General features: G+C 61.7%; 9 protein-coding genes. 5 read left to right on the forward strand and 4 right to left on the reverse strand.

Annotated features, from left to right (window positions below):
* The first annotated feature begins 7 nt into the window (after positions 1-7).
* The 4 genes from M8997_RS19965 to M8997_RS19980 are packed head-to-tail and all read left to right on the forward strand — an operon-like array spanning position 8 to position 6,273.
* Positions 8-805 (forward strand): ABC transporter ATP-binding protein, encoded by a 798-nt coding sequence (locus M8997_RS19965; RefSeq protein WP_250019757.1) that lies wholly within the window; start codon positions 8-10, stop codon positions 803-805.
* Between the two features lies 1 nt (position 806).
* Positions 807-3,269 (forward strand): nitrite reductase large subunit NirB, encoded by a 2,463-nt coding sequence (gene nirB, locus M8997_RS19970; RefSeq protein WP_250019755.1) that lies wholly within the window; start codon positions 807-809, stop codon positions 3,267-3,269.
* A gap of 4 nt (positions 3,270-3,273) precedes the next feature.
* On the forward strand, positions 3,274-3,606 hold the full coding sequence (gene nirD / locus M8997_RS19975; protein ID WP_250019754.1) for a nitrite reductase small subunit NirD: 333 nt from the start codon (positions 3,274-3,276) through the stop codon (positions 3,604-3,606).
* 3 nt (positions 3,607-3,609) lie between these two features.
* The gene (locus tag M8997_RS19980) at positions 3,610-6,273 is read left to right on the forward strand and encodes a nitrate reductase (protein ID WP_250019753.1); all 2,664 of its coding nucleotides are present in this window, start codon (positions 3,610-3,612) and stop codon (positions 6,271-6,273) included.
* A 6-nt stretch (positions 6,274-6,279) separates the two neighbouring features.
* On the opposite strand, the gene M8997_RS19985 is transcribed toward M8997_RS19980, so the two are convergent.
* Both M8997_RS19985 and speB read right to left on the reverse strand, forming a co-directional pair.
* Positions 6,280-7,395, reverse strand: a complete 1,116-nt coding sequence (locus M8997_RS19985) for an FAD-binding oxidoreductase (protein ID WP_250019752.1) — start codon at positions 7,393-7,395, stop codon at positions 6,280-6,282.
* Positions 7,396-7,401: 6 nt separating this feature from the next.
* Positions 7,402-8,466, reverse strand: coding sequence for an agmatinase (gene speB, locus M8997_RS19990; protein ID WP_250019751.1), 1,065 nt, complete (start codon positions 8,464-8,466; stop codon positions 7,402-7,404).
* Positions 8,467-8,611: 145 nt separating this feature from the next.
* On the opposite strand from speB, the gene M8997_RS19995 reads away from it, so the two are divergent.
* On the forward strand, positions 8,612-9,799 hold the full coding sequence (locus M8997_RS19995; protein ID WP_250019749.1) for an aminotransferase: 1,188 nt from the start codon (positions 8,612-8,614) through the stop codon (positions 9,797-9,799).
* Between the two features lie 14 nt (positions 9,800-9,813).
* Here the strand turns inward: M8997_RS19995 and ggt are convergent, their stop codons facing one another.
* Complete coding sequence (gene ggt / locus M8997_RS20000) at positions 9,814-11,559, reverse strand: gamma-glutamyltransferase (RefSeq protein ID WP_250019748.1); 1,746 nt, start codon at positions 11,557-11,559, stop codon at positions 9,814-9,816.
* An 80-nt stretch (positions 11,560-11,639) separates the two neighbouring features.
* The gene (locus tag M8997_RS20005) at positions 11,640-12,368 is read right to left on the reverse strand and encodes a glutathione S-transferase (protein ID WP_250019746.1); all 729 of its coding nucleotides are present in this window, start codon (positions 12,366-12,368) and stop codon (positions 11,640-11,642) included.
* Positions 12,369-12,403 lie beyond the last annotated feature (35 nt).

The raw sequence follows: 12,403 nt of genomic DNA on the forward strand, positions 1-12,403 counted from the left end.
GATCGCCATGTCAAAATCATATCTCGCACTCGAACAGATCGACATGGTGTTCAGCAGGGACGGCACGAGCACGCAGGTGCTGAAGCAGGTATCGCTGAACATCGACAAGGGCGAGTTCATCTCCATCATCGGCCATTCCGGCTGTGGGAAATCGACCCTGCTGAACATTGTTGCCGGCCTGACCCAGGCGACGCGCGGCGTCGTGTTCCTTGAGGGCTCGGTCGTCGACCTGCCGGGGCCGGATCGGGCTGTCGTCTTCCAGAATCATTCGCTGCTGCCATGGCTGACAGTCTACGAGAATGTGAAACTCGCCGTCGACAAGGTGTTCGGGCGCACCAAATCGCGCCAGGAACGCCATGACTGGACCATCCGCAACCTTGAACTCGTGCAGATGGTCCATGCACGCGACAAGCGCCCATCGGAAATATCCGGAGGGATGAAGCAGCGCGTCGGCATTGCCCGGGCGCTGGCGATGGAACCCAAGGTGCTGCTGCTCGACGAACCCTTTGGCGCACTGGACGCCCTGACCCGCGCGCATCTCCAGGACCAGGTGATGCAGATTCATGCGGAACTCGCCAATACGGTGATCATGATCACCCATGATGTCGACGAGGCCGTCCTGCTCTCCGACCGCATTGTCATGATGACCAACGGCCCCGCAGCCAGGATAGGCGAAGTTCTCGACGTTCCGCTGGAGCGGCCGCGCCGGCGGGTCGAGTTGGTCTCGGATCCGACCTATCTCCGCTGCCGGTCGGGCGTGCTGAAATTCCTCTATGAACGCCACCGCCTGATGGAGGCTGCTTGATATGTCCAATAGCAAGAAACAGAAACTGGTGGTCATCGGCAATGGCATGGCGCCCGGCCGTGCGCTCGAGCATCTGCTGGAACAGGCGCCCGACGCCTATGAGATCACCATCTTCAACGCCGAACCGCGGGTCAATTACGATCGCATCATGCTGTCGCCGGTGCTTTCCGGCGAGAAGGAATTCGAGGAGATCGTCATTCACGGCGATGGCTGGTACATCAAGCACGGCATAATGCTGTACAAGGGCCACAAGGTGGTCCAGATCGATCGCGCCGCCAAGACTGTCACGTCCGATGCCGGCACGACGGAATCCTATGACAAGCTGCTGATCGCCACCGGCTCGGTTCCCTTCATTCTGCCTGTTCCCGGCAACAATCTTCCCGGCGTGCTCACCTACCGTGACCTCGACGACGTCAACGCGATGCTTCTGGCGGCGCAATCGCGCAATCGCGCAATCGTCATCGGCGGTGGGTTGCTCGGGCTGGAAGCCGCCGCCGGCCTCAAGTCGCGCGGCATGGACGTCACCGTCCTGCACATCATGCCGTCACTGATGGAGCGGCAGCTGGACCCCGCCGCCGGATACCTGCTCGAACAGGCGGTGGAGCAGCGCGGCATCAAGGTCCGCACCAAGGCCAGTACCAAGGAGATCGTCGGCGCCGGCAAGGTGGAAGGCGTTCTTCTGGCCGATGGCACGCTATTGCCTGCCGACCTCGTGGTTATGGCAGCGGGCATCCGTCCCAATGCCTCATTGGCCAAGGAGGCGGGGCTCGACGTCAATCGCGGTATCCTGACGGATACGGGCATGCGCACGTCCGATCCCGACATCTTCTCTGTCGGCGAGTGCGCGGAAGTCGGCGGACAATGCTACGGCCTGGTCGCGCCGCTCTACGAGATGGCCCGCGTGGCCGCGGCGCAATTGTCCGGCGACGCGAGCGCCGCCTTCGTCCACAGCGAAACACCGACAAAGCTCAAGGTCACGGGTATCAACCTCTTCTCCGTCGGCGATCTGGCGGAGGGGGAGGACCGCCAGGAAATCGTGCTGAGGGATGCTTCCGCCGGCGTCTACAAGCGCCTTGTATTGAAGGAAAACCGCATCATCGGCACCGTTCTTTATGGCGAGACGTCGGACGGAGCATGGTTCCACGACCTGACCAAGAAGAAGACGGATATTTCGGAGATGCGCGAAACGCTCATCTTCGGGCAATCCTACCAGGGAGGATCGCCGCTGGACCCTATGGCGGCCGTTGCAGCATTACCAGATGACGCGGAGATCTGCGGTTGCAACGGCGTCTGCAAGAGCAGGATTACCGATGCGATCACAGGCAAGGCCCTGACCTCGCTGGACGATGTGCGCGCCCATACCAAGGCGTCCGCCTCATGCGGCAGTTGCACCGGCCTGGTCGAACAACTTCTGGCACTGACGCTTGGCGATAGCTACAATCCTGCTGCGGTCACGCCGATGTGCAGTTGCACCGATCTCGGCCATGATGATGTCCGCCGCCTGATCAAGGCCAAGAAGCTCAAGACCATTCCAGCCGTCATGCAGGAACTGGAGTGGAAGACCTCATGCGGCTGCGCCAAGTGCCGGCCCGCGCTCAACTACTATCTGGTGGCCGATTGGCCGGATGAATATGCGGACGACTACCAGTCGCGTTTCATCAATGAACGTGTCCACGCCAATATCCAGAAGGACGGGACCTATTCCGTCGTACCGAGAATGTGGGGCGGCATGACCAGTTCCAAAGAATTGCGCGCGATCGCCGACGTGGTTGACAAGTTCGAGATTCCGGCCGTGAAGGTGACGGGCGGCCAGCGTATCGACATGCTTGGCATCAAGAAGGAGGACCTGCCGGCCGTCTGGGCGGATCTCGGCAAGGCGGGGTTCGTCTCGGGGCAGGCCTATGCCAAGGGCCTCCGCACCGTCAAGACCTGTGTCGGCACCGATTGGTGCCGGTTCGGCACGCAGGATTCCACCGGCCTCGGCATAAGGATCGAGAAGTTCATGTGGGGGTCGTGGACGCCGGCCAAGGTGAAGATGGCGGTCTCCGGCTGCCCGCGCAACTGCGCCGAGGCGACGTGCAAGGATGTCGGCATCGTCTGCGTCGATTCCGGCTACGAGATTCATTTCGCCGGTGCCGCCGGGCTCGACATCAAGGGCACGGAAGTGCTCGGCCTCGTCAAGACCGAGGACGAAGCCCTCGAACATGTCGTGGCGTTGACGCAGATGTACCGCGAGCAGGCGCGCTACCTCGAACGCATCTACAAATGGGCGAAACGGGTCGGCATCGAGGAAATCCGCCGGCAGATCATGAACGATGCGGACAAGCGCAAGGCCTTCTTCGAGCGCTTCGTCTTCAGCCAGAAATTCGCGCAGGTCGATCCCTGGTCCGAGCGGGTTTCGGGCGTCGACAAGCACGAATTCCAGCCCATGGCGACAGTCGGCTACCAGCATGCAGCGGAGTGACATTATGACGAACTGGACTCCCATCGGCTCGATCAACGACATTCCCCGCCGCGGCGCGCGCTGTGTCATGACCCCGCAAGGAAAGATCGCCGTCTTCCGGACGATGGAAGATCGCGTCTTCGCCATCGACGATCATTGCCCGCACAAGGGCGGACCGCTCAGCCAGGGCATAGTGCATGGCGCGGCGGTCACGTGCCCGCTGCACAATTGGGTGATCTCGCTCGAAACCGGCAAGGCACTCGGCGCCGACGAGGGCAGCGTCAGGACGATCGATATCAAGCTTGAAGGAGATCGCATCCTGGCGCGGCTGGAACCGCTGGCCGTGGCGGCAGAATAGCCGATGGAAACCAGCGGTACCAACGTTCGCACTGCCTGCCCCTATTGCGGTGTCGGCTGCGGCATCCTCGCTGAACGGAAGGATGACGGCAGTGTCGCCATCGCCGGCGATCCGGATCATCCGGCAAATTTCGGCCGGCTGTGCTCCAAGGGCTCGGCGCTTGGCGAAACCGTCGGGCTCGAGGGGCGATTGCTCGAGCCGAAAATCGCGGGCAGGCCCGCCGAATGGGACGAAGCTCTCGACCTCGTGGCCGAGCGGTTTTCCCGGACGATAGAGGAACATGGACCCGACAGCGTTGCGTTCTACGTCTCCGGGCAGTTGCTGACGGAAGACTACTATCTGGCGAACAAGCTGATGAAGGGTTTCATCGGCTCCGCCAATATCGACACCAATTCGCGCCTCTGCATGTCGTCCTCGGTTGCCGGCCACCGAAGAGCCTTCGGCTCGGACACCGTGCCGGGGTGCTATGAAGACCTCGAACAGGCAGACCTCGTTATCCTTACCGGGTCCAATCTCGCCTGGTGCCATCCCGTGCTCTATCAAAGGCTGGTTGCGGCCAAAGCCGCGCGCCCGCATATGCAGATCGTCCTCATCGATCCACGCAGGACGATGACTGCAGATATGGCCGATCTTCATCTGGCGATCCGGCCGGATGGCGATGCAGCCCTCTTCGTCGGTCTTCTGGGCTATCTCGCCGCCGAAAACATCATCGACAGGGACTATATCCAGCGCCATTGCAGCGGCTTCGAGGACGCGCTTGCCGTGGCGAGGCCGTATGATCTGTCCGAGATAGCGGCTCTGACGGGGCTCGCCATCGAGGCAATCCATCGCTTCTACCGGCTCTTTGCCGCCACCGATCGGTGCGTGACTGTCTATAGTCAGGGCGTCAACCAGTCGGCCGGCGGGACGGACAAGGTCAATGCAATCATCAATTGCCATCTCTGCACGGGGCGCATAGGGAAGCCCGGCGCCGGCCCCTTTTCGGTGACGGGACAGCCAAATGCCATGGGCGGGCGCGAAGTCGGCGGCCTTGCCAATATGCTGGCCAGCCACATGGATATCGAGAACGAGGATCATCGCCGGCTGGTCCGGGAGTTCTGGCAGTCGCCTTCATTGCCGTCGCAGCCGGGTTTGAAGGCGGTCGATCTGTTCAAGGCGATCGCCGATGGCCGGGTCAAGGCCGTCTGGATCATGGCGACCAATCCCGTGGTCTCCATGCCGGAGGCGGATCTGGCGGCAAGGGCGCTCGAGCTTTGTCCCTTCGTCGTCGTCTCGGATATCCAGGAACATACCGATACGGCGCGTTGCGCCGATGTTCTCCTCCCTGCCGCCGGCTGGGGCGAGAAGGACGGCACGGTCACCAATTCGGAACGGCGTATTTCGAGGCAAAGGGCATTTCTGCCGCTGCCGGGGAAGGCGCGGCCGGATTGGCGGATCATCGCCGATGTGGCCAAGCGCATGGGTTTCGGCGCTGCCTTCGCCTATCGCGGTCCGTCAGAGATTTTCGCTGAGCACGCGGCGCTGTCGGGTCATCGCAATTCCGGACAGCGCGATTTCGATATCGGTGCCCACGCCGACATATCGCGGGACGCCTATGATCGGCTGGCGCCGTTCCAATGGCCCTTGCCGTCGAATGCAGCGCGTGAAGGCCAGCGCTTCTTTGGCGACGGCAGGTTCTACACACCCGACGGGCGGGCGCGGTTTGTTGCGGTAAAGCCCTGGCAAGCCGAGAACCGGGACCCTCGCTTCCCCTTCACCCTCAATTCCGGCCGCATCCGCGATCAGTGGCACACGATGACGCGAACCGGCAAGAGCGCCCGGCTTTCCAGCCACTATGCCGAGCCGTTCGTCGAACTGCATCCGCATGATGCCGCCGAACTCGGGATCGGCGAGGCGGAACTGGTTTCGATCGAAAACGACCATGGTTCGGCAATCATGCGGGCGCTGATCACCGATCGCCAGCAGCGCGGCAATGTCTTCGTTCCAATGCACTGGACCAATGAATTCGCCTCGATGGCCCGCGTCGATGCCATGGTCACCGCCGCCACCGATCCCATTTCGGGCCAGCCGGCGCTGAAAATGGCGCGGGTCGGGCTGCGCCGCTACACCGCCGCATGGTACGGATTTGCGGTCACCCGCTCGCCAGTGCCTCCTCAAACCCGGTATTGGGCCATGGCGCGCACCAGCGGCGGATACAGGCTCGAACTCGCAGATTGCAACGAGCCGGCGGATTGGGCGGCATTCGCACGCGAGCTCTTTGCGGTGGCGAGCGATGCCGAGCTTCTGGCCTATCACGATCCCGGCAGCGGTCAATATCGCTTGGCGCTGTTCGACGGCGCAGAACTGGTCGGAGCACTCTATGTCGACCGCACGCCCGTGATGGCGTCGCGAAGCTGGCTGAGTTCGCAGCTCGCCAAGCAGGACCATGGCCCGCGCTCGCGCATGCAATTGCTCGCCGGGCGGCCCGGGCAGGATACACCGGACAAGGGCGCGATCATCTGTTCCTGCTTCTCGGTCGGCCGAAACGAGATCGAACACGCCGCGAAGAATGGATGCTCGTCGGTCGCATCGATCGGCGAATCCTTGAAGGCAGGCACAAATTGCGGCTCCTGCCGCGCCGAAATCCGCGAAATCCTGGCAAAGTTTCAGATGGAAGCCGCCGAATAGCGGCTTTCATGCGTCGAAGCGGGAGGGCGACAGCCTGTCGAGAATGGCTTCGAGTGCGGGTTCCGGCTGTTCGCCGCGGATGAGCGTGGCCGCAAGCTTCGAAAGCGCCGGCGAGGTTTGAATACCGTAGCCGCCCTGCGCCGCCAGCCAGAAGAACCCCTTTGCCTGACGGTCGAATCCTGCCACGGGCGTTCTGTCTGGCGCGAAAGTACGAAGACCGGCCCAGCTCCGTTCGACGCGATCGACCGATATGGTGACGGCTTGCTCGAACCTGTAAAGCCCTTCGGCCAGTACCATGTCATCGACATAGGCATCATGCGGCTCGACTGGAACCTCGTCGCAGGGCGAGACGTACAGACGCCCGCCATCGGGCTTCAGATACCAATCCTCATTGACGTCATCGACCAGCGGCCAGTTGCGCGGGTCGTGACCCTCCGGGGCGGGAAGAACCGCAATCGAACGGCGCAGTGGTGTCAGGCCAAGCGGCCGCGCACCAAAGAGCCGGGCGATGACGTCGGCCCAGGCGCCGGACGCGTTGACGACGATCGGCGCCCGGAATCTCGCCTTTCCGGTCTCCACGTCCCAAGCGCTGCTGCGATATTCTGCGGTCACCGCCTCGCTGTCGAGGAACAGCTTCACGCCGAGACGTCCCGCCTTTCGCAGCCAGCCCTGATGCAGCGCATTGACATCGATGTCCTGAGCGTCCCTCTGAAAGGCCGCCGCCTTGATTTGTGCCGGGTCGAGGATCGGAACCATGCCGACAGCCTGATCGACACTGATTGCCTCGACGCCGACGGCATTGCGTATGAATTCGGCGCAAGCATCCACGCCGGCTTCGGAAGCGACGGTCAGGCAGCCACGGGGCGTCAGGAGCGGCGTCGGAAACAGATCCTGCTCGCGATTCTCGAAGAGCGGCGCACTGACCTTGTTGAGCGCGCGAATGACGTCATTGCCATAGTTTGGCAGGAATATCGCGGCGGAGCGTCCGGTGGAGTGATAGCCGGCCTGGCTTTCACGTTCGATGATGACGACCTTGTGGGTATCGGCAAGGGCTGCCGCCAGGCCGACGCCGGCAATGCCCGCCCCGATGATGAGAACGTCCGCTTCTACCGCGTCTGTCATGATCGGCTAGTTTCCGATCTTCTGGACAGAGGGGCTGAACACCATCAGGCTCAGTATCTCGAACAGGGTCTGCGCGCCGGCATGTGCCGTATTCGTCGTCGCATCATATTGCGGCGCGACCTCCACGACATCGCCGCCGACGAGATTGATGCCCTTGAGCCCACGGACGAGTTCAAGGACCTCCCTCGTGGTGAGCCCGCCGATTTCCGGCGTTCCCGTTCCCGGGGCGAAGCTCGGATCGAGGCTATCGATGTCGAACGAAAGGTAGGTCGGCCCATCGCCGACAATGGCCCGGGCCTTCTCGATAATGGCGGGAATGCCGAGGCCGGTCACCTCTTCCGCATGGATGACTGTCATCCCGGATTCGTACGAGAACTCCCACAAATATTCGGACGAGCCGCGGATACCGATCTGTATCGTGCGGGTGGGATCGAGGACGCCATCGAGCACCGCATTGCGGAACGGTCCGCCGTGATGGAACTTCGTCTGGTCGAATGCGCCGCCCGTATCGCAATGCGCATCGATGTGGATCATTCCGACAGGGCGGTCCTTGCCCACCGCCCTGAGGATGGGGTGGGTGATGGAGTGGTCTCCGCCAACGGCAAGGGGAACGACGCCCGCCGTGACGATCTGGTTGAAGCGGCGTTCTATATCGTCATGGCATTGCTCGAGCCGGTAGCGGGTGGCGAAGGGAACATCGCCGATGTCGGCGACCCGCAGATCGAAGACGGGCGCGCATTCCAGGAAGTGGTTGTAGGGGCCGATGCGTTCGATCGTCCTGAGCGCTCTCGGTCCGAAGCGGGAGCCTGAACGGTTGGTCACGCCGAGGTCCATCGGCACGCCGACGATTGCGACCTGCAAATTGCCGAAGTCGGGAGCGATAGCATCAACCGGCATGTAGGGAGCGGTGAGGAAGGTCGGAACGCCGGCATAGGGCGCAAGCCGCGTGCCGTTCTTAGAGAATATCTTGTCGGCCACCTTGCGAAACCGCGCATCGAAGAGCTCGCCGCCATGGCTCTCACCATATTTCGCGCGTAGTTCAGCGAGTTTTTTCTCGTCCCAAGATGACATGTCGATATTTCCCTGATTTGCCTTGCCGTCATTATCAAGGAAAAGACGCGGCAAAATCAATCGTCAAACGCCGGCAAACTTCTGGCATGACATTGTCGTGTCCGGCGGTTATGCAATTGCCCAACATCATGCCCAGGAAATTCCAATGACCAGCGCTTCGCTCAATTCTCTCGTCTCCCGGTTGTCTCCTCCGCCTATTCCCGCCGTCCAGGCCTGGGGCCGCGCCTATGCCTATGATGGCGCGCTCGGCCCGCTGATCGACCTTTCGCAAGCGGTTCCCGGCTATCCGCCGCATCCGGACATGCTGGAATGGCTGGGCGACGCAGCCTCGTCAGCGACCTTTTCGAATTATGGCCCGATAGAGGGGGAAGAGGCTCTGCGGCGCGCCTATGCCGCGCATGTCGGCGAGATCTATGGCGCCGATCTGTCACCGGCCAATATCCATATAACTTCGGGCTGCAACCAGGCCTTCGTTTGCGCTGCGCTGGCAACCGCCGCCGCGGGTGAAAAGATATTGCTGACCGACCCGTTCTATTTCAACCACGAGACGACGCTGGCGATGTTCGGCATCGATGTCGGCCACGTGACCTGTCGTGCCGAAGATGGTTTCGTGCCGACGGCCGCTGCCGTGGCGTCGGCCATGGACGACAAGGTGCGGGCGCTCGCTCTGGTGACGCCCAACAATCCGACCGGCGCGATCTACCCGCCGGAGCGGCTGCTTGAGATTTTCGACTATTGCCGGTCACGGGGGATATGGCTGATCCTCGACGAGACCTATCGCGATTTTCTTCCTGTCGGAGCCGGCCAGCCGCATGCATTGTTCGCGCGGCCGGGCTGGCAGCACAGTCTGATCCAGCTCTACAGTTTCTCGAAGTCCTATTGCATCCCCGGCCATCGGCTTGGCGCGATCACTGCCGGAAGCGAAGTCGTGTCGGCGATCGCGAAGATCATGGACAATCTGCAGATTTGCCCGCCGCGCGCCGCGCAGGATGCCGTCGCGAAGGCTATTCCGGCCCTGACCGATTGGCGCGAGGAAAACCGCGTGGAGATCGAAAGACGTGCGCAGGCGCTGCGCGAAACCATGTCCGGCCTGAAAGGATGGCATCTGGAGGCGGTCGGCGCCTATTTCGCCTTCATCCGCCACCCGTTCGACGGAAAAAACTCCGTGGAAGTGGCGGAAAGACTGGCCAAGGAAGCCGGCATATTGGCGATACCCGGCGAATATTTCGGCGAAGGCCAATCGCAATTTCTGCGTTTCGCCTTCGCCAATGCCGACAGCCGGACCATTCGGCTCCTGCGGGACCGAATGGAGAGATTTGGCTCTTCCTCCTGACGAACGGCAGCGGGTCAGTAGCCCTTTGCCGCGCCGGAGCCAGAACGACTGTCCATGGCGCCGTAATAGCGGGCGCCTCCACCTTCCTCGATAGCGGCGAGGCTCTTGCCGCCAACGAGAATACCCGCCGCCTGGCCCCAGACCGGCCAAGCCTTGTCGATTCCGACATCGTGGCCCATCTCGGTCAGAACCTTCATCGTATCGGCGGAAAGCGCGTAGGGCTCCATATAGACACGATCAGGCAGCCACTGGTGATGAATGCGCGGGGCATCTATCGCTTCCTGAATATTCATGCCGTGGTCGATGACATTGATGATCGCCTCGAGCGTGATGGTGATGATGCGCGCGCCGCCCGGGCTGCCGATCACCATGAACGGGCGGCCATCCCTGGAAATGATGGTCGGGCTCATCGATGAGAGCGGCGTCTTTTTCGGGGCGATGGCATTGGCTTCACCCTGCACCAACCCATAAAGATTGGGCGAACCCGGCTTCGAGGTGAAATCGTCCATTTCATTGTTGAGAAGGATGCCGGTTCCGGGTGCGACGACGCCCGCACCGAAGGACCCATTGAGCGTATAGGTGACGGCGACTGCATTGCCCTCCTGGTCGACGATGGAATAATGCGTCGTCTCCTTGCTCTCGCCGAAGCCTTCCGGCATCAGATCCTGCGACACGCCGGCCTTGAAGGGGCTGATCTTGTCGCGGATTTCCTTCGCATATTTCTTGTCGACCAGTTGCTCGACGGGATTGTCGACGAAATCGGGATCACCGAGGGACTTGTTGCGATCGACATAGGCGAAGCGCATGGCCTCCACCATCGCATGGACCGTTTGCGCCGAGCCGCTGCCGAGATAGCCCAGCGGATAGCCTTCGAGCACATTCAATATCTCGCAGATGATCACACCGCCGGAACTTGGAGGCGGCGAGGAAACAATGTCATATCCGCGATAATTGCACTTGATCGGCTCAAGTTCGCGCACGCTGTACTGCTCGAAATCTTCCTTGGCGAGGATGCCGCCGCTATCCTGGCTGGCCTTGACGATGGCGGCGGCCGCGGCGCCCTTGTAGAAGGCGTCGGATCCTTTCTCCGATATCTCCGCCAGAACGGTGCCGAGATCCGGCTGTTTCAAGGTCTCGCCGGCCGTATAGGCCTTCCCGTCCGGTTTCAGGAAGATCGCCGCTGCGGCCTTGTCCTTGGCCAGCATGCCGACGCCTTCCTCGAAAGTCGCGGCATCTCCCTGATCGAGCACAAAACCGTCACGGGCGAGCCGAATGGCTGGTTCGAGCAGTTCCTGCCGGGACTTCGTTCCATATTTCTCGCGAGCCGTTTCGAACCCGAGAACCGATCCCGGCACGCCGACGGCGAGATAGCCCTCGGTGCTGCGGCCTTTGGCTATATTGCCCTTGTCGTCGAGATACATCGTTTTGGTTGCAGCAAGGGGGGCACGCTCGCGAAAGTCGAGGAAGGTCGTGGTGCCATCCTTGAGACGGATGGTCATGAAGCCGCCACCGCCGATATTGCCTGCAACCGGGTAGACAACGGCCAGTGCGTAACCGACGGCAACCGCTGCATCGACCGCATTCCCACCGCTTTTCAGCACATTCACCCCTGCTTCCGAAGCGAGGTGCTGGGCGCTTACCACCATGCCGTGCTCGGCGGCCACCGGTTCGGGCGAAGCGGCGAGGGCGGAATTGACTGGAGAAAGCGCGAGACTGAGCGCTACGGCGAAAACGCCGGCCTTGACGAGATGACGTTCCATGATTTCCTCCGAGATGGCGAACATCGCCAATGGAGCGCCTTCAAAACGGCATGTCCAGAGGAAATCGGCTCGAACCTTGCTCAGAGATCCAGGTCGAGCTCAGGATAGTGCCGGAAGATGCCGGAGGTATTGAAGGCCAGCCGGCGCTCCGAGGCGAGGTAGTTTCGCACATTCGGTATCTGCTCCACGACATCGCGCAGTGTGACCAGACCGGGATATGCCTTGGCCAGGCCGGCGGTGGCGCGGGGGAATGCGTAGCGAAGCCCCTCGATGACCTGGAAAATCGAAAGATCGACATAGGTGAGCCCGCCGCCGGCGAGGTGCCCGGACTTCTCCGGGTTCTCCTTGAGGGTCCGTTCGAAATAATCCAGGAATTTGGGCATGCGGTGCTTCAGGAAATCGGTCGCCCGCAACTTCGCCGCCTCCTTCTGGTCTTCGTAATATTGGGACGTGGCGATCGGATGATGCGTGTCGTGCACCTCGGCGAGAAAATCCGTGATGGTGAGCTGCAGGCCATTGGCGAAGTAGCGCAAGAACTCGGTTTTTGGGGCCAGTCCGAGCTTCGGAGCGAGATAGAACAGGATGTTGGCGACATGCGAGACGAGGACATCGCCATCCTTGAGGAAGGGCGGAGCGAAGGGCGTGAACGGCGAAGCCCGGCCCTTCAGAATGTTCATCATGGCGCCCATGCCCTTGCCGTCCTCGGCCCGGCACACTTCGACATAATCGGCCCCGGCACATTCGAGCGCCAGCCTGACAAACTCGCCGCGCCCCTGCAATCCGTCCCAATAGTACAGTTCATAGGCCATGGCAGTTCCTCGCACCTGTTTCAGCAAGACCTACA

The organism is Phyllobacterium sp. 21LDTY02-6, assembly GCF_023554255.2.
Taxonomy (GTDB): domain Bacteria; phylum Pseudomonadota; class Alphaproteobacteria; order Rhizobiales; family Rhizobiaceae; genus Phyllobacterium.

Coding starts and splice junctions, on each gene's coding strand:
- M8997_RS19980 (WP_250019753.1), top strand. CDS start 3,610: ATGGAAACCAGCGGTACCAACGTTCGCACTGCCTGCCCCTATTGCGGT.
- M8997_RS20005 (WP_250019746.1), bottom strand. CDS start 12,368: ATGGCCTATGAACTGTACTATTGGGACGGATTGCAGGGGCGCGGCGAG.
- nirD (WP_250019754.1), top strand. CDS start 3,274: ATGACGAACTGGACTCCCATCGGCTCGATCAACGACATTCCCCGCCGC.
- M8997_RS19995 (WP_250019749.1), top strand. CDS start 8,612: ATGACCAGCGCTTCGCTCAATTCTCTCGTCTCCCGGTTGTCTCCTCCG.
- M8997_RS19985 (WP_250019752.1), bottom strand. CDS start 7,395: ATGACAGACGCGGTAGAAGCGGACGTTCTCATCATCGGGGCGGGCATT.
- M8997_RS19965 (WP_250019757.1), top strand. CDS start 8: ATGTCAAAATCATATCTCGCACTCGAACAGATCGACATGGTGTTCAGC.
- speB (WP_250019751.1), bottom strand. CDS start 8,466: ATGTCATCTTGGGACGAGAAAAAACTCGCTGAACTACGCGCGAAATAT.
- nirB (WP_250019755.1), top strand. CDS start 807: ATGTCCAATAGCAAGAAACAGAAACTGGTGGTCATCGGCAATGGCATG.
- ggt (WP_250019748.1), bottom strand. CDS start 11,559: ATGGAACGTCATCTCGTCAAGGCCGGCGTTTTCGCCGTAGCGCTCAGT.